Source organism: Marinomonas maritima (assembly GCF_024435075.2).
Lineage (GTDB): Bacteria > Pseudomonadota > Gammaproteobacteria > Pseudomonadales > Marinomonadaceae > Marinomonas > Marinomonas maritima.
Genome location: NZ_JAMZEG020000001.1, coordinates 572871 through 598852, shown reverse-complemented (window position 1 = coordinate 598852; position 25982 = coordinate 572871). Strand labels below are relative to the sequence as shown.

The window sequence follows — 25982 nt, the reverse complement described above, 5'->3', positions numbered from 1 at the left end:
GGTAAACGCCTATCTGAGCATCTAAAATAACGTGGGAATGCGTATTCATCAGAGCGACACAACGCAATAACGGATAGGCGCTTTACTTGACCGTTGTATTGCTGGCGCTACCGAAGGGTTCTCGTAACTCTGGCGTATCCGGGGTGCGAAAAACGACACCATCAATCGCGAATACTTGCAGCCCTTGCCAATCATCCTGAGCAAACCGCTCATTGGCCCAATACTCACCTGTTCGCTGAAAAAGCCACTGCATAGGATCAGAATCCAGGCGCTGCTTCGCTTGAGATACGCCACTCTTGGCAAGGAGCCCAACCCTTCTGAACAAATATTTAAGCGTCTCGCGACTTCGTCGATCGCTTCATCCCGAAAAAGAGCCATACCTAAGATTAACCAAAGGAGTTGATCCTCCGGTAAGTATCGTCGCCTGATGTTGGCTTTTGAAGAAAGAGTTAATGCGGACTCAATCCACTCAACCGGAATATTCTGAGTGAAGGTTGAATGATCTGAGAATGAGTGGAGCTCATCGATACTAAGAAGTAACTGCTGAATAGACAAAAAAAATCCGATTATGAAAGCTTAATCGGATTTTCCGAGGCTATTCAATTAAATTCAACCCTAAAGTGAACAGCATTAGCCGCAATGGCTCCTTTTTTTATGAAAGATAACTCGAACCGTTAAATGCGTTTCAAATTACTCTACGTTTTCTTTCGTTGACAAATCTTCAGGTCGTTTAGGAAATATACGACGCACTATCACAAAGAATAACGGTACGAAGAAAATCGCCAATATGGTTGCTGTCAGGGTGCCACCCACAATGCCTGAGCCAATAGAGATTCGGCTGTTTGCACCGGCGCCAGACGATAGAGCCAGTGGCAAAGTTCCCACAATGAAGGCCATGGACGTCATAATAATAGGGCGAAGCCGCAAACGCGCCGCTTGAGCAGCCGCATCCCATACATTAGCCCCTCTACGATAAGCCGCCTCCGCAAACTCGACAATTAAGATCGCGTTTTTGGAAGACAAACCTATGGTTGTCAGCAAAGCAACTTGAAAGTAAACATCGTTTTCTAGACCACGAATATGTGCCGCTGCCGCTGCACCAATCACTCCCAAAGGGATAACCAAGATAACAGACAAAGGCACGGTCCAACTTTCGTACAATGCAGCAAGGCACAAAAACACGACTAAAATTGAAATCGCATACAAGGTTTGTGTTTGACCATCGGATAAACGCTCTTGGTAAGACAAACCACTCCAAGACCCCATCACGCCACCAGACATAGAATCTGAAACACGCTGTAGCTCATCCATGGCTGCACCAGAACTCACACCAGCTGCACCAGCACCTTGGATTTCATAAGACGCCAAACCATTAAAGCGGCTCAAACTTTTGGGGCCGTAAGTCCATTCGCTTTTAGCAAAAGCAGAGAACGGCGTCATCGTATTGTCATTGCCGCGAACATACCAATGCTGCAAATCTTCAGGAGAAGAGCGATATTCCGCCTCACCTTGCATGTAAACCGTTTTAACTCGGCCACGGTCAATGAAGTCATTAACGTATCTACCCGCCCAAGCACTGCTTAAGGTCGCACTAATATCAGACATGGAAAGACCTAACGCTGAGGCTTTTTCTTGGTCAATATCGATATGTAACTGCGGCGCTTCAGAATCTGAACCCAGACGAACCCCTGTCAAAAGTTTGCTTGCATTCGCATTTTGTAACAATGCATCTCGCATGGTGAGTAAGGTTGCACGGTCGGTGTTTCCGGACGCTTGCAGCTGGAAAGTAAAGCCACTACTTTGACCCAAGCCTTGAATAGAAGGCGGTATTAAAGAGAATATTCTGGCGTCACGCAATCCCGCAAAAGCACCGTATGAACGGCCAACAATCGCGCTCGCACTGTTTGCAGGGCCAACACGCTGACTCCAATCTTTTAGTGCAATAAATGCCATACCGGCGTTCTGACCACTGCCCATAAAGTTGAAACCAGAAATGGTAAAAATAGCATCAACGTTACTCTTTTCTGTCTCTAAAAAATGCTCTTCAACTTGACGCATTACCTTATCAGTACGGGACATGCCTGCACCTTCAGGTAACGACACCATAACCATGACTCGGCCCTGATCTTCAGTTGGCAAGAAGCCGGATGGTAACGTCATCATTAAACCACTCAAACCGGCCACAATGATGCCGTAACCAAGCATCCAACGCACGGGCTGCTTAATGATTTTACTCACACCACCAAAATACTTATTCGTTGCACGATCAAAGTTACGATTAAACCAACCACCTAAACTTTTATTGCTGGCCCCATGATTCGGCTTTAGCAAGGTCGCACAAAGTGCTGGTGTCAATGTCAGTGCGACAATCACAGACAAGGTCATGGACGCGACAATCGTGATCGAAAATTGACGATAAATAACCCCAGTAGAACCACTAAAGAAAGCCATCGGCAAAAACACCGCAGACAACACAACCGCAATACCAATGAGAGCACTGGTGATTTCTTTCATGGATTTTATCGTTGCCTCCTTCGGAGACAGTTTTTCTTCTTCCATTACCCGCTCAACGTTTTCCACCACCACGATGGCATCATCCACCAGCAGGCCGATGGATAACACAATACCAAACATGGTTAAGGTATTAATCGAAAAGCCAAACAGTTCCAATACACCAAAAGTACCTAATAGCACCACAGGAACCGCAATCGCAGGAATTAATGTTGCACGCCAGTTCTGTAAAAAGATGAACATAACGATGATAACTAAGATAATGGCTTCAACCAGTGTCTTAACCACTTCTTCAATGGATATTTTAATAAAGTCGGTATTATCAACAGGGAAAGACAGTTTGTAACCATCAGGAAGACTACCGGATAAATTATTCAATACCTTTTTAACCGCTTCGGACGTCGATAATGCGTTCGCACCCGGTGCCAACATAACCGCCATTCCCGAAGCTGGGTGGCCATTCAAACGCGGAATATAGCCATACGATTCACTGCCTAACTCAACATTCGCCACATCGCTTAAACGAACAGTAGCGCCACTGTCGTCATACGCCAAAATAATCTCTTTAAACTGTTCCGCCGTTTGCAATTTAGATTGCGCCGTCACAGTGACGTTTAATTCCTGTCCCTGCTTCACAGGATAAGCACCTAAGCTGCCCGCGGCTACTTGAGTATTTTGTGCAGAAATGGCAGCTGACACGTCAGAAGGCATTAATTTGTAAGACGCTAGTTTTAAAGGGTCTAGCCACACACGCATGGCATATTGAGCACCAAAAACCTGAAGACTACCCACCCCGCTCACACGAGAAACAGAATCCTGAACACTCGATACGAGAAAATCTGAAATGTCATTTGCCGAGTCTTTGTCTGTTTCATCGTAAATCGCAGCCACCATTAAAAAATCAGAATTTGATTTTCTAACCGTGACACCACTTTGCTGTACTGATGTTGGTAAATTTGCCGTCACTTGCTGAATTTTATTCTGTATTTGAACCTGAGCAATGTCCGCATCCGTACCTTGCTCAAATGTCACATTAATACTGGAACGGCCACTAGAGCTACTTGATGAGGAAAAGTACAGCAAGCCATCTAGACCCGTAAGTTGCTGTTCTAATATTTGTGTCACGCTGTTCTCAACAGTCTCAGCCGATGCACCTGAATAAGTAGCGGAAATATTAACCGATGGAGGCGCTACATTAGGATACTGAGCGATTGGTAAGGTCGTGATTGATGCAAGACCTGCCAGCATGATTGCGATGGAAATAACCCACGCAAAAACCGGTCGATTTATAAAAAATTGAGCTAACATACATTAATTCCCTTGAGCCGAAGTGCCACTGGCATTGGCTGCGACAATAGCGCCGGTTTTACTGTCTCGTTTCATATCAACAGTCGTCACTTCATCTCCCGCTCTCACTTTCAATGAACCTTCAACAATGACCTTCTCGCCAGCATTAATACCTGCAAGAACCAACCATTGATTTTCAATCGTACGCTCAACGGTCAAAATGCGACTCTCAACAATGTTATCTTTATTAACAATCAGCGCGATAGGATTGCCTTTCACGTCTCGAGAAACTCCCTGCTGTGGCACTAAAAGCGCCGCATTGTGCGTAAGTTCATGGATCAAACCACGCACAAACATGCCCGGTAATAAAAGGTTATCTGGGTTTGGGAATTGGGCTCGTAGAGTGACACTGCCCGTAGATTCATTAACACTCACTTCACGCGCTTTTAACGTTCCTTCGTATTGGTATTTGGAACCGTCTTCTAGCACTAAAGACACTTTGTTTGAACCTTTTTCAACACCATCTTGGGATAAGAAATTTCGTTGCTTCAATTGATCCAAACTGGTTTGCGCTAAATCTACAAAGATAGGATCTAAAGATCGAACGGTCGTCATCACTGTGGCTTGACTGCCGGTTACCAATGCACCAACCGTCACCTGAGAAATACCAATTCGCCCATCAATAGGCGCTTTAATTTTGGTATAGCTTAAATTGATTTTGGCATTTTCTAACGCGGCTTCTGACCCTTTTTGTTTAGCTCTTGCTTCCAAAAAAGCAACACGTGCGTCATCAAGATCTTGCTGTGAGACGTTATTTTGTTTGCGTAAAGCGGTATAACGCTCATTTTTAAGCTGCGCCGATTTTAAGCTGGCGTTAGTAGACTCTAGATCCGCTTGCGCTTGCTTATAAGAAGAGACGTACGTAGAGTCATCAAGCTCATAAAGTAACTCTCCAGTCTTAACATCCTGCCCTTCTTCAAAAAAACGTTTTTTTACAATCCCGCCAACTTGAGGACGAATTTCTGCCACTAAACTAGAAGTTGTACGTCCAGGTAGTTCAGTCATTAGGTCTGTTTTTTGAGGCTGAATCGTAACAATGCCGACTTGAATTTTAGGTTTAGGAGCAGATGACGCACCAGCAGGCTTAGGAGCGTCCTCCTGACAGCCAGCCAGTAATAGAACAAGCAACAAACTTGAAGCATATTTAAATTTAGACAACATTGAGGAGACTTCCTTTCGAAACATTGAGAATGATCATTCATTACCACTATAATCTAAGCTATGTGCCTTATATATGACAAAACGTGCAAATAAATGAGAATCAGTAAACAGCCATGCAGTAGCGACCAACGAAAACAGCGCATTATTGATGCCACAGAGCAGCATGTGCTAATTAAAGGCTTTCATAAAGCCAGTATGAGCGAAATTGCAAAGTCAGCAGAGCTCAGTGTAGGTCAAATTTATCGCTATTTTGCCCATAAAGATGACATTATTTGTGCGTTGGTAGAGCAGTTTACGCAAAGAAAATTGCAGTTTATGGCTTCTTTTTTAGATAAGAAAGATTGGTTAGATAGGCACTTTACGGAAAGCAGTCTAGATAATAACAACATGAGAATAATGCACGCAGAAATAAAAGCGGAAGCAGCTCGAAATCCAGTGATATCGATTATTTATACTGAGTCACACACGCTGTTACAAAAGCGAGCCATTACTATTATGAAACAGCTCTATCCCTCTATGGATGAAAAAGAGGCCATGGCTCGTATTGAAATGCTCATAACGTTAAAAGAAGGACTACTGGTTCGCTGGGACTTTCAACCAAGACCATTCAGCAAAGAAATACGCCAAATGTACAACCAAATACTTGATACTATTTTGCCTGATTAGCGCCATCACTCTCATTCAAACAACGTCCTTTCATACAAGACAGAATAAAAAAGGCCTACTCACCTAAATAATACAATCTAGGGTCGCAGGCCTTTCCAAACATCTGTTAAACGTTTTTAAAGGTTATTTCGCGCCTTTAGGCCAACCAATAAAAATGGAAATTAACGCAGCAACCGCCAATATCCAACTGTATTGAACATAACCAATCAGATCTAGCGGAGACACACTAGCCAACGAAGACGCCAAGAGTATCTGCGCACCATAAGGCAATATTCCTTGTACGACACAGGAAAAAATATCCAACAAACTCGCACTGCGCTTAGGGTCAACATTGTATCGCTGGGCAATGTTTTTAGCGACGGAGCCATTAATCAAAATAGACACCGTATTGTTAGCCGTACATAAATTGGTTAACGCCACTGAGGCACTGATACTTAATTCACCCGCTCGTGTCGATCCTGCTTTAGCGCCCAAAACACGACTGATGCGTTCAATAGCACTCACCAGCCAATCCAAACCACCTTGGGACTTCATTAACGCCCCAAGGCCACCAATCAACAAAGACAAGATTAAAATTTCCTGCATGCCTGTGTAGCCAGCATAAATATCAGATGACCAAGACGCGACGGAATAATCAGCCTGCATCGTCAGACCAATCACACCCGCCATGATAATGCCACTGAACAATACCAATATCACATTGACACCGGCCACCGCTAAGCCTAATACCGCTACATAAGGCAGTATTCGAATTAAGTCGTAGTCTTGAATATCGGCAATCGTTGCCTCACCACTCTGAAAGTACAACCAAATCAAGGTCACCACTGCGGCAGGCAAAGCAATTTTAAAATTCATGCGGAATTTATCACGCATGTCACAGCCTTGAGTGCGCGTCGCAGCAATTGTGGTATCCGAAATAATCGACAGGTTATCGCCGAACATAGCGCCACCAATCACCGTACCAACCGTCAGCAATAGCGACAAATCAGCGGCTTCTGCCACACCAATGGCAATAGGAGCAATCGCGGCAATGGTACCCATTGACGTTCCCATCGACGTTGCCACAAAAGCCGTAATCACAAACAATCCAGGCAATAACAGCGAAGGCGGAACCACGCCTAAACCAAAGTTTACGGTTGCATCCACACCGCCCACACTTTTAGCCACGCTAGCAAATGCGCCTGCTAGCAAATAAATTAAAATCATGGTGATGATCGTATTGTCACCAACGCCTTTAATGAAGGTTTCAATGCGTTGATCAAAGTGCCCTTTACCTAATAAAATCGCCAAGGCAATCGCAGGCAAAATAGCCACTGGGGCGGATATTTGATAGAAGGCAAAGTCCACACCTTGGGACTGATACCAAAGCCCACTGCCCACAAAAAGAACAAGAAAAAGTAACAACGGCAAGAGCGCCAGAGGAGATTTAGAAGTCATGATTCTGAGGTTTCCAGAGTAAATTTAGCCCCCACAACTTATGGTCTTGGGGAAGAAGGGCGCAGATAATAGTAAAAAAAAATGAGTGAGGCCAATAATAAATAGCGATGTGTATGGCACAAAACGTTATAACAAAAACCACACTCGAATTTATTATTTATATCGAATAGCTATATGAAAAACATATTAAAAAATAGCCCAGTAAGAACTAAGCTATTTTTCGTTGATATAAAACACTATTTTTTCAGTTTGTAAGCAACTACATAGTCACCAATGGTCGTACCAATGGAACCATGACCACCTGCGACTTGAACCACCATTTGTTCGCCTTCACTGTTTAAATACGTCATAGGCGTTGCTTGGCCTCCTGCGGGTAAACGCCCTTTCCATAATTCTTTACCATTAGAAAGGTCATAAGCGCGTAAATAATCATCAACCGTTGCCGCCATAAAGACGACTCCACCATTCGTAATGATTGGGCCACCAATACCGGGCACTCCCATTTCGATTGGTAGTTTAAACGGCGTCATATCTTCAATCGTACCGTTTTGATGCTTCCAAGCTGTTTTTCCTGTTTTAAGATCCACCCCTGTAACATAACCCCAAGGTGGTTGCTGACAAGGAATACCCAAGGGCGAAAGGAAAGGTTTTAACTCAACCGCATACTCAGCGCCTTCATTAGAATTGACACCCTGCTCACCTTTATTAGCTCCGCTTAAATCTAAGCCTTTTTTTGGCACTAAAGTAGATGTAAAAGCAAGGTACAAGGGCATACCAAATAATTGCTGACGTTTAGGGTCAACGGCGATACTGCCCCAGTTAAAAACACCAAAGTTTCCAGGGTAAACAATAGAGCCTTGTTCTGACGGTGGCGTATAACGGCCTTCATAACGTAGCTGTTTAAATTCAATCCGACACATCAATTGATCCAATGGTGTCGCACCCCACATATCCGCTTCTGTTAATTTAGCCGGTTTAAAAGACAATCCAGAGGTTGGTTGAGTCTGCGCCGTATAATCACCGGGAATCGCACCTTGTGGAGCCGGTTCTTCGGTTATCGGGAAAATTGGCTTCCCTGTGGCTCTGTTTAAAACATAAATATCACCCTGCTTCGTAGGAACAACCAAAGCAGGTTGCTTGCCTGTTGGTGTGTCTAAGTCCAGTAAAGAAGGCTGCGCTGGCGTGTCCATATCCCATAAGTCATGATGAACAAACTGCTGAACCCAAGCAACCTGACCCGTTTCAAGACTCAACGCAACCACAGACGTTGCGTATTTTTCTTCCGCAGGACTACGATACATGCCGAGCTGATCTGGCGTGCGATTCCCCATTGGGAAATACGCCAAGCCAAGCTTTTCATCAGCACTGGCAACCGACCAACTATTTGGCGAGCTTGTCGCATAAGTTTCGTCTGGACCTATCGGTGTTGTATCTTCTGGATAACCAGAATCCCAGTTCCATTTCAACTCACCTGTTTTCACATCATAAGCTCGAATCACGCCAGACGGAGAGTTCACATCATAATTGTCATTCACAGAACCCGCGACAATTACTACCCCACCAGCCACTAATGGCGGCGATGTTGAATAATAATAACCAGACTGCTTAAACGGCATGTTGTGCATCAGATCCAACTCGCCATTTTTGGCAAAGTTAGCACATTTCGCACCCGTTGTCGGATCGATCGCAATAAGACGAGCATCGGACGTTGGTAAGAACAATTGAGCATCGCACTGCATTGCGCTCAGGCTTTCAGCCGGCGCTGATGTTTTTTGAATAGGAGGAAGTTGATCCCCATTCGACGGTGGTAAATAGGACACACCTCGACACGTCTGATGCTGTCGCTGGCTTTCTGCTGGCACTTTCGCATCGTAAACCCACTGTTCTTCACCCGTGTCGGCATTTAATGCCACGACCCAGTTATGAGGAGTACAGACATAAAGCGCATTACCCAATTTCAGCGGCGTTGCTTCATAAGTGGTTTCACCCACATCCTTTGGGCCTTTTTTATCGCCCGTTTGATACTGCCACGCCAATTGCAACTGATCAGCGTTATCCGGTGTAATTTGATCTAAGGGAGAGAATCGCTGACCTAAATTGCTACGACCATAAGCATCCCAATTGCCTTCATCCACGTTGCCCAGATCCGCATTGGACGTCGTAACAGAGCGTGTAAGCTGACCTTCCACCGTTGTTGGCGGTGTCATCATTAAAGGGGACATCGTCACCACGACTGTCGCTAGCCAAACAGGAAATAAAACCCGCCAACCACGACCGCGTTTAATAAAAGCAAGCAACAACAAAGGAATCGCCAAAACCAAAAAGAGCCCCATTCGTGTCGCTAAAGGCCACCAGCTAAGACCAGACTCATCAATCGACCACATTAACGTGCCAACTAAAAAAACAGCATAAAGCAGATTCGCGAATCTATTACGTTTCCGAAGTAAAGCAGACACCGCAATAAGTGCCACACCTGCAATAAAATAATAAAGACTACCGCCCAATGTAAACAGCCAACCACCGCCAAGCAGTAAAACCACGCCGATAACAACAAACAGCACCGAAAAAATTATCATATGACACTATCCTTATCTCATTTGATTCTTAAATAGACATGAAGAGGCTCTTTAATAAACAGACACCTTGCTGGCTAACTACGATAAATAATTAGAGCTCAAAGAAAAAGAATAGACTAAAAAATAGCCAAATAGCCTTATTTTTTACCTATTTTAAACAGCGATTCTTACATCAAATACATCATGGCAACGATGAAAAACTTTTGGTCGCATCATAACCATAAACAGCATCCAACTTAGACTGAATAACACGAGGTGCAAAACGAGACACCGTTTGCAATGCCTTTAATTTCATTCTACCAAGCACACCACCATGCATATGATACAACCCCGCATTGGCCTTAGACATTTGCTGAATTTTCGTCGTACGTGGTTTGCGAGTTTGCTCGTATATGATTAAGGCTTCATCAAGAGAGTAACGAGATAAGCACTGGGCCAATACATACGCATCTTCGATTGCCATTGCCGCGCCTTGTGCCATAAACGGCAACATAGGATGACAAGCATCGCCCAACAGAACAACACGGTCTTCATGCCAAGTCGACAATGCTCTACGACCATTCAATGCCCACAAAAAAGTACTGCTCGCTGACGCCAATAAATCGCTCACTTCGGGGTGCCAGCCCGCAAAGGCCCGCTTCAACTCTTCTACATCACCTTCTTCACGCCATGATTCAGAGCGCCAATCGCTGCGCTCTTCTACCGCGACAAAATTGACATAATCACCACCGCGCAAATAGTAGCTAACAAAGTGACGACCAGGGCCGGCCCAAACACAGGCATCCGGCTGAATAGTAGTACGCAACTCACTGACTGGAACCACACCTCGCCACGCGACTTGTCCCATAAAAGTGGGACGCTCAGGCCCCAGCATTTGTTCTCGGATTTTAGAACGAATACCGTCCGCGCCTATCAATAAATCGGCAGAAAGTATGCGCCCATCATTTAAATATAAATTTATTTGGTTTAATTCAGTATTTTTAGCGTAATGAGTCACTGTCGCATTTAACAAAAGCTCAACGCCTGCTTCTAAGCAAGCCTGTGCCAACACACTGTGTAAATCCGCTCGATGCAAATGCCAATAAGGCGCACGATAGCGTGAGGAAGCGTGCTCGCCTAAAGGGACTTTAAGATAATAATTACCCGTTTTAAAATCACGAATAGTAGCGTGCTGAGGAACGAAGACAAACGAATGCAACTTGGACTCTAAACCCAGCTTACGCAACACCTTCATAGCATTAGGGCTAATTTGTAAACCGGCACCCACTTCACCTAAACTCGAGGCTTGCTCACACACAGTGACCTTGATGCCTTGCTTGGCCAAAGCCAACGCAGAACTCAATCCACCAATACCAGCACCCGCAATCAAAACACGACTTACCTGCCCCACTAATTCTTCCTCTTTTTAACGGTTTTTCATAAAAATATACAAGCGACATAGTCGCAAATTAAAGCGTTATCAAAATCGACCTATATTGCCTGTAAACCAGTAAAAAATACGGCTCTACTTTAACAAATACTATGGCGAGATCCTTGCTTTATTCGCATATTAGTGCGAAAACACTACACATAGATCGGTTAATCAGCACACCGATATGGCCAGATCTAAACCTTATAGTGCAAAGAAATCTCCCCAATCTGGGGTAGATGCAAAAAAAGAGCAAGCGAGTGTGTATCGTTTTAAAGTACACACCTCCAGCTTGATAAAGAATACGAGGTATACATGGAAAAATTAACGAGCCAATACCAGTCATCTATTTTTTTTGATGAGTTAATTGATGACAAAGGTGCACCAAGACCCCCCGCTAAACAACTTTTGGGGTATCTAGACAGTCTTTCAGAGGACGAACTCGAAAAACGACGCCTCACCGCAGAAGCCACGATACAAGAAATGGGCATCAGCTTCACGGTTTACACCGAAGAGGGCAATATAGACAGAGCATGGCCTTTCGATATCGTCCCCCGAACCATAGAAGCCTCAGACTGGAAAATTGCTGAAGCTGGATTAAAACAACGCCTCAAAGCCCTCAACCTTTTCATTAATGACCTTTACCACGATCAAAACGTCATCAAAGACGGCATTATCCCAGAACACATTATTAGCAAATCAAAAAACTTTCGACCAGAATGTGTTGGCATATCGCCCGCTTATGGCGTCTGGGCTCACATCTGTGGAACAGATTTAGTGCGTGATGAACATGGCGATTTTTATGTTTTAGAAGACAACTTACGTGTTCCTTCTGGTGTTTCTTACATGCTAGAAAACCGCGCTATAACCAAGCGTGTGCTACCAGAGTTGTTTGAAAACGAATCCATACTGCCGGTCAACTCTTACACTTCCCAGTTATTTGATACCTTGGCAGCCTTGTCTCCACGAGACATAGAAAACCCAGAAATTGTGGTACTAACGCCGGGGATTTATAACTCTGCGTATTTTGAACATGCTTTCTTGGCTCAGCAAATGGGCGCCGAACTCGTCGAAGGTAGTGATTTATTTGTCGACACAGACGACTGTGTTTACATGAAAACCATCGATGGCCCAGAGCGCGTTGATGTTATTTATCGCCGTATAGACGACTTATTTATCGACCCTGAGGTATTTGACTCTGAATCTGTATTGGGCGTTGCGGGATTAATGCGCGCATGGCGCAGCGGCAATGTGGCACTTGCCAATGCTCCGGGCGCCGGCGTCGCCGATGACAAAGTGGTTTACGCTTATGTTCCTGACATTATTCGTTATTATTTGAAAGAAGAACCGATTCTTAAAAACGTCGAAACCTTCTTGTGTGATGACCCAAAGCAACGCGCCTATGTGCTTGAGAATCTAGATAAGCTCGTTGTTAAACCAGCGAACGAATCTGGCGGCTACGGCATGTTAGTAGGACCACATTCGACAAAGAAAGAACAAGCATTGTTTGCGGAACTCATTACTAAAAACCCGCGTAACTACATTGCTCAACCGACTTTAAAATTATCAACTGCACCAACACTTATATCAAAAGGTGTCTTGGAACCTCGTCACTTAGATCTTCGTCCATTCATACTGCAAGCCAAAGATACTTATGTCACCACCGGTGGCTTAACGCGTGTGGCGATGAAAAAAGGCTCCTTGGTCGTTAATTCGTCACAAGGTGGTGGTAGTAAAGACACTTGGATCGTTGAAACGAAGGGGCAATAATTATGTTATCTAGAGTCGCAGAACGCCTATATTGGAGCGCCCGATATTTGGAACGCGTTGAAAATACCGCTCGTTTGGTTAGTGTATACGACGATTTAATGTTCGATTTACCAAAAGACGTCGAAGTGTCTTGGTATAACTTGATCGAAATACTCAGTGGCGAAGAAATCTTTGAGCAGCGTTATAAAGTAAAAGATGAACGTAACGTGGTGAAGTTTTTACTGGCTGACGACACCAATTACAATTCCATGTTGTCATCGTTAAAAATGGTTCGAGAAAACATTCGAACCACACGTGACGTCGTTCCTAAAGAGACATGGGAGCTGATCAATGAACTCGATTTATACGCTCAGCAGAATATCAAGCAAGGGATTAACCGCTCAGAGCGCCACCTTTTCTTGAATACCATTATCGAAGGCTGCCAAAAAATCATTGGTCTCTTCGCTGGTGCTATGAGTCGCGACAGTGGCTGGCAATTCCTGATCATGGGACGCTACCTAGAACGCGCCGACATGGGCACTCGAATCCTCGACGCCGCCGTGTCTTTAATGCTGCAATCTGAGCCGGAAGAAAGAATTCAGCTTGGGCAAGTCACTTGGTCAAAAGTACTTAAATCTCAAAGTGCCTATTTGGACTATAGACGCACCGTTAGAGCGTCAATCAATGGAGCAAAAGCCGCTACTTTTCTAATGAGCGACCCTTGCTTTCCTCGAACGTTGGCGTATTGCTTTGGGCAGATAGGCGAATCAGCAACCAAACTCCCTAGAGCCGATTTAATCACAACACAAATTGATAAAATTCTTAAATTTAACTATCCAATTACCAGTTCAGAAGATTTGGATGAAGATTTTCACAATCATCTCAACGAAATACAAATTGCAATTATTGAAATAAACCAACAAATAACCGAGAACTGGTTTCAGTTTCGGCAAGGAGACGCTGCATGACCATTAGAGTCGCAATACAGCACAAAACCACCTACGACTTTGATCGCTTTGTAAATGTAGCACCGCATATTTTAAGACTTCAGCCGGCGGCGCACTCGCGCACAAAAATTCACGCTTACTCGCTCAAAGTCTTGCCAGAAAAACATTATATCAACGTTCAACAAGACCCTTTTGGTAACTTTCAAACGCGTCTGGTTTTTCCAGAAAAGACCAACAAGCTCGAGTTTTATGTGGAAGTCATTGCGGATATGACCGTAATAAACCCATTCGACTTCTTCGTAGAAAGCTATGCTGAGGCGTTTCCATTCGCCTACACAAAAGAGCTTAAAAAAGAACTTGATCCCTACTTACAAGTCACGGAATCTTGCCCTTTATTAGACAAATGGCTTTCAACAGTTGATCGAAAAAGTACACCAACCAACGACTTCTTAGTTGCTATTAACAGTCGCTTAGCCGCGGATATTGGCTATGGTATCCGTCTAGAACCAGGTGTTCAGACTTGTGAAGAAACACTTACGCTGAAAAAAGGCTCTTGCCGCGATACGTCTTGGCTATTGGTTCAAATACTTCGTAGTCTTGGTTTGGCCGCACGCTTTGCCTCTGGGTATTTGGTTCAGCTAACATCAGACATAAAAGCCCTTGATGGCCCTTCCGGTCCAGAAGAAGATTTCACGGATTTACACGCTTGGTGTGAAGTGTATTTACCTGGCGCTGGCTGGGTTGGCTTAGACCCAACCTCTGGCTTATTCGCTGGTGAAGGTCATATTCCGCTTGCTTGTACACCAGAACCCGCTTCTGCCGCACCAATAACAGGGTTCATCGACGAATGTGAATGTGAATTTAGCTACACCAACATCGTAACCCGTATTCACGAAGACCCACGGGTCACCAAACCTTATGCCGACGGCGAATGGGATACAATCAAAGCCCTCGGTTTTGCTGTCGACAAACAACTCGAAGACGGTGATGTTCGCCTAACCATGGGCGGTGAACCAACGTTTGTCTCCATCGACGACATGGATTCAGAACAATGGAGTACCGGCGCATTAGGCGCAGAAAAACTTAAGTTAGCCAAAGATTTGCTGATCAAAATGAAGCAAGAATTCGGTGCTAATGGCCTACTTCATTATGGTCAAGGCAAATGGTATCCGGGAGAAGAAGTACCTCGTTGGGCGCTGGGTTGTTTCTGGCGCACCGATGGCGAAGCCCTTTGGGATGATCCTAAATACCTCGCCCGAGTTGACCAAGATTACAAACACACCATAAAAGACGCTGAAGCGTTTGGTGAACTGTTATGTGAAAAACTGGCATTGGATAAACGCTATCTGCAAAACACTTATGAAGACACGCTTTACTATATGTGGATGGAGCAATCCCTTCCTGCGGATGCGGATCCAACCAAAGCGGATTTAAAAGACGATTTGGAGCGCCGCCGCCTAGCGAAGCTATTGAGCCGTGGTTTAAGCACTACAACCGGTTTTGTCTTACCACTGGAGTTCGACAATTATAACAACCGTTGGAAAAGTTCACTTTGGCCGATGCGCAGTGATGTCATTACCTTAATTCCGGGCGACAGCCCAATGGGTTATCGTTTGCCATTGAACTCTTTACCGGCTCAGGCTGAAGAAGATCGCATTCCTGAGCGCGACCCATTTGATCCGCGTCAGCCTTTAGCAAACAAAAAAGACAATGCCGTATTAGACAGCGTTGCAAAACAACATTTTGCTAAAAAACCAGCACACCCGATGCCGAGACCTGAAAAATTGGCACCCGAAAAAACACTTAAAGACGTTATCCGTACCACGCTTTGTATCGAACCGCGCGATGGCCGCTTGCATGTTTTCATGCCACCAATGACGCATCTTGAACATTTTGTTAGTGTGCTAGAACATCTTGAAGCCGTTGCGAAAAAACTTGATTTACCGATCGTTATTGAAGGTTATGAACCACCAAAAGACCCACGCTTACAGAAGTTCCTGATCACGCCTGATCCAGGTGTTATTGAAGTGAACATTCATCCTGCGGCAAGTTGGAAAGAATTGGTTCACAACACCGAAACCTTATATCACCAAGCGTATTTGTCTCGCCTTGGCGCAGAAAAATTCATGTTGGATGGTCGTCATACGGGAACTGGTGGTGGTAACCACGTGACGTTAGGTGGTCGCACGCCAGCAGACAGTCCACTGTTGCGTCGTCCGGAGTTGCTGCAAAGCTTAGTGACGTTCTGGCAACATCATCCAGGCTTATCCTACCTTTTCTCTGGCATGTTCATTGGCCCAACCAGCCAAGCACCTCGCCCAGACGAAGGCCGAGACGAAGCCTTGTATGAGATGGAAATTGCGTTCCAAAACATGCCTGAAGGTCTAGTAGACGAGCCGTGGTTAGCCGATCGTTTGATGCGTAACTTACTTGTGGATATTACAGGGAATACGCATCGCTCAGAATTCTGTATCGATAAACTGTACGCGGCTGGCAGCGCCAGTGGTCGTCAGGGTTTATTAGAATTCCGTGGCTTTGAAATGCCACCGCACCCGCACATGTCTCTGGTGCAAATGCTGTTATTGCGTTGTTTAGTTGCTCGCTTCTGGAAAGAACCATACAAAAAACCATTGGTTCGCTGGGGCACCAGCTTGCATGACAAATTCATGATGCCGCACTTTGTTTGGCAAGACATAAAAGAAGTGGTCGAAGACCTACAACGTCATGGTTTTCCATTCAAATTAGAGTGGCTCGCACCGTTCGAAGAATTCCGCTTTCCACATTACGGTCGTAAGAAAATCGACAATATGGAAATTGAATTACGTTGGGCGATTGAGCCTTGGCACGTACTGGGTGAAGAAATTACCGGCACAGGGACAGCGCGCTACGTGGATTCATCAGTAGAACGCCTGCAAGTTAAGCTATCAGGCTTAACCGATGGCCGGTATGTGCTTTGCTGTAATGGTAGACGCGTTCCGATTCGCGCCACGGGTTGCAAAGGCGAATATGTCGGTGCCGTTCGCTATAAAGCGTGGGCGCCACCGTCTGCACTGCACCCAACACTGGGAACAGACTCCCCTTTAGTGTTTGATTTGATCGATACTTGGAATGGTTTATCTGTGGGTGGTTGTACTTATCATGTATCGCATCCAGGCGGCCGAACTTATGACAACGTACCGGTCAACAGTAACGAAGCGGAAGCGCGTCGTGTTAATCGTTTTTGGGATCATGGCTTCACTCAAGGGCCGCTATCTCCCTCATCGGCGTTCGGTGAATTACGCTCTTTTTACCCTAATGGAGACGAGCCTCGCGCTATGTCACCACCAGCAGAAGAGCCAATGAATGAATATCCTCATACATTAGATCTAAGGAAGCAGTATAATGTTCTCTAATAATTAATTTTTTTAGGCCCAAGCACATTATGCAACTTCAAACAGGCACTTTTGTAACGTCGGCTATGGATGAAAAACCGACGTTACCTTCCGCCTATGACTCACCTATGAATGCTTATGATGAGGCCTTCACGGAAGATCGCCAACCACGTCCCCATTGGGCTCCCCTACTACACAGTATGGGGAACCTCACTGACGAGGAAATGCTAGATCGACAACATCGTGCTCAGCGCATCCTGCGTGAAGATGGAGCCACCTACAATTTGACCAGCGACCCGCTCACACCGAGCGTTTGGTCACTGGATCTTATTCCAAATATTATTCCCACCGATGAGTGGCTTGCTACCGAACAAGGGCTTGCACAACGCTCAACCTTATTCGACCTGATCTTGAAAGACATTTATGGTCCACAAGAATTGCTTAAAAGCGGCATTATTCCGTCTGAAATTATTTTCAGTCATCCTGGCTTTTTACGCCAATGCCACGGCGTAAATGTCCCTGGAGCTCATCAGCTACTATTACACGCAGTAGATTTGGTACGTGATCCATCGGGAAAATTTCAAGTTATTGGCGATAGAACACAAGTACCTAATGGCGCCGGTTATGCCCTCGAAAACCGAACCGTTGTGTCACGGGTTATTCCAAACAGCTTCCGCGATAGCCAAGTACGTCGATTGGCGGGCTTTTTTCAGTCTTTCAAAAACATGCTGTCCACACTGGCCAGCCAATGGACAGACACGCCACGTATCGTCATGTTAAGCCCCGGCGCTTTTAGTAGCACCTATTTCGAACAAGCTTATCTATCCAATTACCTCGGTTTTCCGCTCGTACAAGGCAGTGATTTAACCGTACGTAATGGTGCCGTTTGGATGAAATCTTTAAACGGTTTGGCTAGAGTCGATGTGATATTACGTCGTGTAGACGACGCTTATTGCGACCAAGCAGAGCTCCGAGCAGATTCGTCTCTTGGCGTACCAGGACTATTAGAAGTCGTTCGTGCTGGCAATGTAATTTTAGCTAATCCATTGGGCAGCGGTATTTTAGAAGCGCCCGCTTTAGTCAAGTTTTTACCTGCTATTAGTGAATTTCTAATGGGTGAGCAACTTACTCTACCTTCTGTTTCTACTTGGTGGTGTGGCGATAACAACGACTTCAGCTATGTACTCGCCAATATTAACAATCTGATTATTAAACCAGCGATTCGCCGTCACGACACCAACAGTATTTACGGCCATATGCTGACGGAAAAACAAAAACTCAGCACCATAGAAAGTATCAAGAAAAACCCTCATCTTTATGTGGCACAAAGCTATGTTCCAGGCTCCATGTCGCCAACTTGGTTAGACGGAAAAATGCAAGGCAGACCAACGTTATTGAGAGCATTTACGGTTGCTAACCCAACCAGCTACGCCGTGATGCCAGGTGGCTTGTCCCGTGTTGAGGAATCCAATACAAAAACCATCGTTTCTAATACCTCCAGCTCAAAAAGCAAAGACACTTGGATACTGGCAGCCGAGCCTGAAAAGCAAGCTGAGCCAGTCAGCGATCAAATCCTGCTGCAAGACGAAGCCCTACAAGCTAACTTACCAAGTCGAGTGGTCGAAAACCTATTCTGGATGGGGCGCTATGCAGAACGTGCAGAAATCAGCATTCGTTTGTTGCGCACTGTTTTCAAACAAATGAATGGCGTTGATCCGCTGCCAGAAGAAAGTCGACGTACGCTATTGGAAATGGCATCTACTCAAACCGGTTGTTTACCCGGTTTCATGAAAGCCAGTGAGAAACTTTTAGCGAACCCTGAGATCGAATTGGCCTCCATTATTGCTGATGGTCGTAGAGCTGGCTCCATAAAGTCTAACCTGCAAGCCATGCTAAGTTGTGGCGAACAAGTAAAAGAAATGCTCTCCGCAGACACTCGCATAATTATTAATGAGTTACGCGATCATATTCATGAACTAGATCGAACCTATACCAACGGCTTACCATCGGCACCAGAAGAATCTCTCGATAGCTTAGTCACATCACTTCTTGCCTTATCCGGCTTGAATCATGAAAGTATGTTACGTGGACTCGATTGGACATTCCAAGAAATTGGCCGTCGAACCGAGCGAGCATTGCAAACCGCTAAATTGCTGCGTTCAGCACTTACTAAATCGTTGTCGTCAGCACCTCAACAGCAAATTCTAGAGTCTGTATTACTTAGCGTGGAAGCCTTAATTTCTTTCCGTCGGCGCTATCGTAATCGAGCACGAGTGGCCTATGGTTTGGACTTATTAATGATTGATGGTACGAACCCGCGTTCGTTGCTATATCAAGTAGAACAATTACGTAAATGCATTAGAGAGCTACCAAGAAACGAAACCACTACTGCGGGGTTAAGCCCTGAAAATAAGATCATTCTCAAATCCTTAAACGATATCCAACTGGCCGACTTAGAAGAACTCGCCAAGGTCGACCCAGAAACCCAAAGCCGTCCGAAATTAGAACAACTGATGACCGAGCTGTTAAAGCAACTAGAACAGTTTACCATTCTGATCAGCGACAAATATTTTGATCATACTGCCGGCCCTCAATCGTTAGTAAAAGCCTATGGGGAAACAAGTTTATGAGATATCGCGTTCGCCATATAACGGAATACACCTACGGCGCACCTGTCAGCTTATGCTATAACATGGCGCATTTATTACCGAGAGACACTCGTAATCAGCTCTGTCTTCATCAAAAAATTCAGATAAATCCACCACCGGTGTATCAGAACGAAAGTGAAGATTATTTTGGCAATCAAACCTTTTATTTTTCGATTCAAGAAGCTCATAAAAAGCTCGTAATTGATGTCTCAACAGAATTCGAAATCGCTCCAATAAACGTGCTTGAATGGCAAATTCAGAGCACCATAACCTGTGGCGAACTACGTTCGCTACTAAGCGCACCGACTACGCCTGAACTTCGTATGGCAAAAGAGTACTTGTTAGATTCTCCACAAATCCGTCGTTCGGCCGATTTAGGAGCCTACGCCGAAAGTACTTTTGCCGACGACAAACCTCTTTTGCAAGCAACCTTGGCTTTCACACACAAAATTTTTACCGAGTTTAAATTCGACCCAAGCACCACAACCGTTGCCACGCCGCTTGAACAAGTACTTAAACAACGCAGCGGTGTTTGTCAGGACTTTGCTCATTTGGCGATTGGTTGCCTACGCTCAGTAGGTATTCCGGCGCGATACATGAGTGGTTATTTGGAAACGCTGCCACCACCAGGTCAAGAGAAGCTTGTCGGGGCCGATGCATCCCATGCTTGGTTTGCGATTTTCATTCCAACATTAGGCTGGGTTGAGTTCGACCCAACCAATGATTTGATGCCAAACGAGCAACATCTCGTGACCGCGTGGGGCAGAGATTATTCCGACGTTACGCCACTGCAAGGCGTGATATTTGAAGGGGGTGGGTCCCAACAATTAGCGGTATCGGTAGATGTAAGAAGGGTCTAACTGGAAAATATAAGACCTTTGCACTGTGTCACAAATAATACACAGGGTATTATAAAAAGTATTTTCCATGACACTAACCCTGTAGAGACCACAGTACATAGCATGTAGGGCGGATTTAAGGTAAGCTTCGCCCAATATTGCATTACCTGACCCTTCAGCTATGCACCTGCCTTTGATAAAACATGAGAACATCTATGAGTTTCAACAAACTTGGGCTTTCTGCCCCCATCCTAAAAGCCATTGAAGACCGAGGTTATACTGAGCCGTCCCCAATACAAGCTCAAGCGATACCTCCTATTCTTGAAGGCCTAGATGTGATGGCCGCAGCCCAAACAGGGACAGGTAAAACAGCCGGTTTTACCTTGCCTTTACTTGAACGTCTAAGTCACGGCGAGAACGCGCAAAGCAATCAAGTACGTGCATTAGTATTAACACCAACGCGCGAACTAGCCGCTCAAGTGGCTGAAAGTGTGAAAAATTACGGACAACATTTATCTCTTAAATCGACCGTCGTTTTTGGTGGCGTTAAGATCAATCCTCAAATGATGGCGCTTCGCCGTGGTGCCGATATCTTAATCGCGACACCAGGTCGTATGATGGATTTGTACAACCAAAAAGCCGTGCGATTTGATAAGTTAGAAATTCTTGTTTTGGATGAAGCCGACCGCATGCTGGACATGGGCTTTATTCACGACATCAAGAAGATCTTAGCAATCCTGCCGAAGAAACGTCAGAACCTATTATTCTCTGCAACTTTTTCACCTGAGATTCGCCAACTTGCAAAAGGCTTGGTTAATAATCCAGTAGAAATTTCTGTCACACCACGTAATGCCACGGCCGTTTCTGTTGAGCAATGGTTACACCCAGTAGATAAGAAACGCAAAACTGAACTCTTGATCAAATTGATCGCAGATGGTCGTTGGGATCAAGCTTTAGTATTTTCTCGCACCAAACATGGCGCGAACAAAATCACAAAAACACTAGAAGACGCAGGCATTCGTTCCAGCGCAATCCACGGCAATAAAAGCCAAGGTGCACGTACTCGAGCTCTTGCAGACTTTAAAGAAGGTCGTATTCGCATCCTAGTAGCAACTGACATTGCTGCGCGTGGATTAGACATAGAACAACTGCCTCACGTGGTCAACTTTGACCTACCAGATGTGGCTGAAGACTACGTCCACCGTATTGGCCGTACTGGTCGTGCTGGCGCAACAGGTAAAGCAATTTCTTTGGTTGCGGCCGACGAGCTAGACTTGTTACGTGCGATTGAACGTTTGACTCAGAAACTAATCGAACGTCGTTATGAAGATGATTTCATGCCAACGCACATGTTGCCAGATACAACATTAGACAACCGTCCAATCAAAAAGAACAACCCAAAAAGACCAAACAACCCTGGTGCACCCCGCCAAGGTAATAGTGCTAGAACAGGTAATAGCCCTAAACAAGGCAACGGCCAAGCTCGTCAAGGAAACGGACCTAATTCAGGTAACCGTCGCCCAGCAGACAGAGGCAACGCCCCTGCAAAAGCAGATGTAACTCAAGGTCAAGGTTTACGCAGTAAACCTCTTGCACCCGCTCGTCGTAACCGTAAGCCAACTCAAGACTAGTTAATACTCACTAAGTCTTGTCGCTGAAATTAAAACGATGTAAGTACAAAAACCCCCCCTAGCGAACAACATCGCTAGGGGTGTTTTATTATGTCTAGTATCACTTTCCCTGAACCTTTATTGGTATTACTAGCCAGATCCAACATTGTTGCTAACCTAACTTGTCCATTTTTTGAGTATGGCATAGGTAAATAAAAACCACCCGAAGGTGGCTTCAAATACACATAAAAGTCATCTGCTATGGCTAACTATTCTTAAATTCACTGCCTGACACTTCATCCTGATCAAATGTATTCGCATCAGAATGACCAAGCCATTTAGACGTAATCGTACCCGCCGTCATCGAACCATTTACATTCACTGCCGTACGGCCCATATCGATCAAAGGCTCGATTGATATAAGTAAACCAGCCAACGCAACTGGCATATCTAACGCAGACAACACAATCAAAGCGGCAAATGTAGCACCGCCGCCAATACCTGCAATACCAAAAGAACTGATTGTCACAATCGCAATCAACGAAATAATAAAGCTGGGATCGAGGGGGTTAATACCAATAGTCGGGGCAATCATGACCGCCAACATAGCAGGGTATAAACCCGCACAACCGTTTTGCCCCATAGTCGCACCAAACGATGCAGAAAAGTTAGATTCACCCTCACCATTACCTAGGCTCTTCACCTGTGTGTCTATATTAAGAGGAATGGTTCCTGCGCTTGAACGAGAAGTAAACGCGAACAACAACACTGGCAAGACTTTTTTGAAATAGCGAACCGGAGAAATGCCATTAAACGCCAACAAACACAAATGCATGACAAGGATCATCGCCAAACCAACATAAGACGCCACCACGAAATTCAACAGCGTTAAGATATCCGACACGTTTGAACCCGCAACGACCTTAGTCATCAACGCCAAAATACCGTAAGGCGTCAAACTCAACACCATACGCACCAACGTACGTACAATGGACTGTGCAACATCAACAAAACGCTCAAAGCTTGCACCGATTTCAGGCTCTTTACGTGAGACAGATACACCAGCCACACCTACAAATGCAGCAAAAATCACCACAGCAATGGTAGACGTTGGACGACTACCAGCAAGATCAGCGAAAGGGTTGCCAGGAAAGAAAGACGTGATCATATCAGCAAACGATACGCTAGCCAGTCCATCCAAACGAGTTTCTAACGCCGCTCCCCGTGCCATTTCACGAGCGCCTTGTACTATGCCGTCAGCAGACAAGCCAAACAGGTTGCTAACAAACACACCGATGAGTGCAGACACCGCCGTGGTTGCCAACAAAATACCAATAATGCCACCAGACATCTTACCTAAAGATCCCGTGTCCTTTACTTTAACAATGGCACCAATAATGGACACCAAAATCAGCGGCATTATGATCATCTTCAATAAGCTGACATAACCATAACCAACAATGTTTACATACTCTAGCGTTTCGCTAGATTCAACACTGCCAACACCATAAATAAATTGCAACGCAGCACCAAAAGCAACGCCTAGCCCTAAGCCCGTGAACACACGAGTGGATAACGTTTTTTGTGCTTTTTGCTGTTTATACAAAAGCACGATTAACAAAGCGAAAACCACTAAGTTAAGAATCGGATATAACATGGAAACACACCTTAAAAATAATCAGTAGAAAACGATGGCTAGCTCTATAAAGCAAAGCAAATCGATAAGTTGGCGCTATGGTAGCAAAATGTTAACCGAAGAAATAAGAAGGAAAATGTATTAATTTATATAAGAAATCGGTTAGTTTATATAAGAAAATCGAATAAGAAGAGGAAAAGCACACTGAAAAGACCGAAATATAGCCTTAATGTTAAAAGTATAAAAAAGCCTCTAGACGTTAGTTTTCACTAACTATCTAGAGGCTTATTTTATATGGTGGGCCTGGAGTGACTTGAACACTCGACCTGCCGATTATGAGTCGGATGCTCTAACCAACTGAGCTACAGGCCCTAAAAGCGGAACAAATTATATATGTATGAATGGTTATTGCCAAGAAGTGGATGCGTTTTTTATTAATTACTCTACTTATCACCAAAACATGGTTGTTTTTTAATCACTCAACCCACCAAATTTAACGCCCGATGGCTCCTGGCGCAACACCAATCACTTTTTTAAACGTTCGTCGAAAGGCGGCTTCACTCTGGTAACCTAGCTGATCACTCAGAATCGCAAGGTTTCTGTCGCCACTTTTAATACGCTGTGCGGCCAAACGCATTCGCCATGAGGTCAAATACGCCATTGGCGTCATTCCCATTGTTTTCTTAAATAATCCGCTAAACACCGATCGGGACATACCCGCCTCTTCAGCTAAACTAGCAACTTGCCAAGCCTGTTGAGGATGCTCATGAATAGCGACGATGGCACGCGCTAGCCTTATATCGCTCAGACCCGCCAATAAACCCAGTTGGATTTTTTGGGTCTGTATAAACTGTCTAAGCATTTGCACTAGATACGCTTCAGCCAAGCGCTCTACGATCACTTGAGACCCACAGCGTGGCTGCAAACTTTCAGCCAGTAACAAAGTATTCAAAGGCAATAACTGCTGGGCAATATCATCGACTTTTTCCACTTTAATCCATTGCCATTCTAAGTCGAGCAAAGGGTTTAGGGCTTTGGTACCAAAATCAAATTTACAGATCAGTATGCTGGTCTCAAACTGCCCCCCATCAGCAAGGAATACATCTATATTTTGACCAGAAGCAAGCCACGCGCCATCACCTTCTTTCAGTTCTGTTCGGCTATTACCCTGCACCGTTAACGTAAGTTCTCCACTAATCAAATAAAGCCAATAACTTGAATCGGACGACAGGGACAAACGCTCCCTTTGATGAGAAAAACGAAGACTGGTTACCGACGTCGCCTTAGGACGGAATGCACTTAATACCGATGAAAGACGATCCATGATAATTTAACCTCAAGTAAAAAATACGATCTGCAACAATTTTAGAATAAACAGTCATCAATCGTATCACTCATTACCCTAAACTGTCTAAATCAAAAACTAATCAGCTAATTTACAAGGAAAACAAAATGGTCGTTCTAAAGCCTAGAATAGCAACTCCAGAGCTAGTGATTAATACGCTAAAAGGCACTTGGTCTCTAGCACAACAAACACCTGAAAATTTTACGATGCTTGTGGTTTATCGTGGGTTACATTGCCCAATTTGCAAAAACTACTTAAGAGAGTTGAGCCGCTTAGCAGACGATTTTGCGGCGAAAGGCGTCAACATCATCACCCTAAGTTCTGATACACAAGAAAGAGCGCAATTGGCATCGACAGAGTGGGAGATTGAAAATCTCACAATGGGCTACGGTCTGACGGTTGAACAGTCTCAAGCATGGGGGTTACACAGAAGTGCTGGCCGAGGCGTGACCAGTATTGGAATCGAAGAACCTGCAGAATTTACCGAACCGGGACTGTATTTAGTACGCCCTGATGGCACCCTGTACTGGAGTAATATCAGTACCATGCCCTTTGCTCGTCCACACTTCAAAGAAGTTCTTGGAGCAATCGAATTTGCGGTCGCTAAAAATTACCCAGCGCGTGGCGAGCTAATCTAGCTCTAGCCTCTTCGTGTGTTAATAGATTTTTCTAAAAAGAGTAGAGCTCTGGTGGTCAGAGTTCTACTTTTTTTGTTTTTGTGTCAATTAATA

Annotated in this window: 16 protein-coding genes, 1 tRNA gene and 1 pseudogene; 8 read left to right on the top strand and 10 right to left on the bottom strand. The window is 44.8% G+C overall.

The features are described from left to right. Window positions 1–82 precede the first annotated feature (82 nt). From M3I01_RS18545 to M3I01_RS02960, 4 genes and pseudogenes are all read right to left on the bottom strand, one after another. Window positions 83–253 carry a hypothetical protein gene (locus tag M3I01_RS18545; protein WP_394358968.1) on the bottom strand — a complete coding sequence of 57 codons (171 nt, stop codon included), beginning with the start codon at window positions 251–253 and terminating at the stop codon, window positions 83–85. A gap of 50 nt (window positions 254–303) precedes the next feature. Beyond that, a pseudogene (locus M3I01_RS18540) lies at window positions 304–555 on the bottom strand (transposase domain-containing protein); the annotation flags it as partial. Window positions 556–690: 135 nt separating this feature from the next. Continuing rightward, the gene (locus M3I01_RS02965) at window positions 691–3819 is read right to left on the bottom strand and encodes an efflux RND transporter permease subunit (RefSeq protein WP_255894093.1); all 3129 of its coding nucleotides are present in this window, start codon (window positions 3817–3819) and stop codon (window positions 691–693) included. Window positions 3820–3822: 3 nt separating this feature from the next. Beyond that, entirely contained in the window at window positions 3823–5019 is a 1197-nt protein-coding gene (locus M3I01_RS02960) for an efflux RND transporter periplasmic adaptor subunit (RefSeq protein WP_255894092.1), read from the bottom strand. Window positions 5020–5112: 93 nt separating this feature from the next. On the opposite strand from M3I01_RS02960, the gene M3I01_RS02955 reads away from it, so the two are divergent. Then, the gene (locus M3I01_RS02955; RefSeq protein ID WP_255894091.1) at window positions 5113–5685 is read left to right on the top strand and encodes a TetR/AcrR family transcriptional regulator; all 573 of its coding nucleotides are present in this window, start codon (window positions 5113–5115) and stop codon (window positions 5683–5685) included. A gap of 123 nt (window positions 5686–5808) precedes the next feature. Here the strand turns inward: M3I01_RS02955 and M3I01_RS02950 are convergent, their stop codons facing one another. The 3 genes from M3I01_RS02950 to M3I01_RS02940 all read right to left on the bottom strand — a co-directional run bounded on the left by M3I01_RS02950 (window position 5809) and on the right by M3I01_RS02940 (window position 11088). After that, window positions 5809–7122 carry a Na+/H+ antiporter NhaC family protein gene (locus M3I01_RS02950; protein ID WP_255894090.1) on the bottom strand — a complete coding sequence of 438 codons (1314 nt, stop codon included), beginning with the start codon at window positions 7120–7122 and terminating at the stop codon, window positions 5809–5811. A 236-nt stretch (window positions 7123–7358) separates the two neighbouring features. Then, window positions 7359–9698, bottom strand: coding sequence for a glucose/quinate/shikimate family membrane-bound PQQ-dependent dehydrogenase (locus M3I01_RS02945; RefSeq protein ID WP_275564910.1), 2340 nt, complete (start codon window positions 9696–9698; stop codon window positions 7359–7361). A 181-nt stretch (window positions 9699–9879) separates the two neighbouring features. Beyond that, the gene (locus tag M3I01_RS02940) at window positions 9880–11088 is read right to left on the bottom strand and encodes an FAD-dependent oxidoreductase (protein WP_255894089.1); all 1209 of its coding nucleotides are present in this window, start codon (window positions 11086–11088) and stop codon (window positions 9880–9882) included. 333 nt (window positions 11089–11421) lie between these two features. Between M3I01_RS02940 and M3I01_RS02935 the strand changes: the two genes are divergently transcribed. The 6 genes from M3I01_RS02935 to M3I01_RS02910 all read left to right on the top strand — a co-directional run bounded on the left by M3I01_RS02935 (window position 11422) and on the right by M3I01_RS02910 (window position 22291). Then, window positions 11422–12876, top strand: a complete 1455-nt coding sequence (locus M3I01_RS02935) for a circularly permuted type 2 ATP-grasp protein (RefSeq protein ID WP_255894088.1) — start codon at window positions 11422–11424, stop codon at window positions 12874–12876. A 2-nt stretch (window positions 12877–12878) separates the two neighbouring features. Next, window positions 12879–13823 (top strand): alpha-E domain-containing protein, encoded by a 945-nt coding sequence (locus M3I01_RS02930; protein ID WP_255894086.1) that lies wholly within the window; start codon window positions 12879–12881, stop codon window positions 13821–13823. After that, window positions 13820–17194, top strand: coding sequence for a transglutaminase family protein (locus M3I01_RS02925; RefSeq protein ID WP_255894085.1), 3375 nt, complete (start codon window positions 13820–13822; stop codon window positions 17192–17194). Before M3I01_RS02930 ends, M3I01_RS02925 begins: the two co-directional genes overlap by 4 nt. A gap of 29 nt (window positions 17195–17223) precedes the next feature. Continuing rightward, window positions 17224–19803: a circularly permuted type 2 ATP-grasp protein gene (locus tag M3I01_RS02920; RefSeq protein WP_255894084.1), complete on the top strand. Its 2580-nt coding sequence runs from the start codon at window positions 17224–17226 to the stop codon at window positions 19801–19803. Beyond that, window positions 19800–20681 carry a transglutaminase family protein gene (locus M3I01_RS02915; RefSeq protein ID WP_112136800.1) on the top strand — a complete coding sequence of 294 codons (882 nt, stop codon included), beginning with the start codon at window positions 19800–19802 and terminating at the stop codon, window positions 20679–20681. Before M3I01_RS02920 ends, M3I01_RS02915 begins: the two co-directional genes overlap by 4 nt. A gap of 194 nt (window positions 20682–20875) precedes the next feature. Continuing rightward, window positions 20876–22291, top strand: coding sequence for a DEAD/DEAH box helicase (locus tag M3I01_RS02910; RefSeq protein WP_255894083.1), 1416 nt, complete (start codon window positions 20876–20878; stop codon window positions 22289–22291). A 244-nt stretch (window positions 22292–22535) separates the two neighbouring features. Here M3I01_RS02910 and M3I01_RS02905 read toward each other — a convergent pair whose 3' ends face one another. From M3I01_RS02905 to M3I01_RS02895, 3 genes are all read right to left on the bottom strand, one after another. After that, window positions 22536–23927, bottom strand: a complete 1392-nt coding sequence (locus M3I01_RS02905; RefSeq protein ID WP_255894082.1) for an L-cystine transporter — start codon at window positions 23925–23927, stop codon at window positions 22536–22538. Between the two features lie 274 nt (window positions 23928–24201). Further along, window positions 24202–24278, bottom strand: a tRNA-Ile gene (locus M3I01_RS02900). A gap of 121 nt (window positions 24279–24399) precedes the next feature. Beyond that, entirely contained in the window at window positions 24400–25230 is an 831-nt protein-coding gene (locus M3I01_RS02895; protein ID WP_255894081.1) for an AraC family transcriptional regulator, read from the bottom strand. A gap of 128 nt (window positions 25231–25358) precedes the next feature. Between M3I01_RS02895 and M3I01_RS02890 the strand changes: the two genes are divergently transcribed. Beyond that, a complete protein-coding gene (locus tag M3I01_RS02890; RefSeq protein ID WP_255894080.1) occupies window positions 25359–25889 on the top strand; it encodes a peroxiredoxin-like family protein in 531 nt (176 codons plus the stop codon). Window positions 25890–25982: the final 93 nt, after the last annotated feature.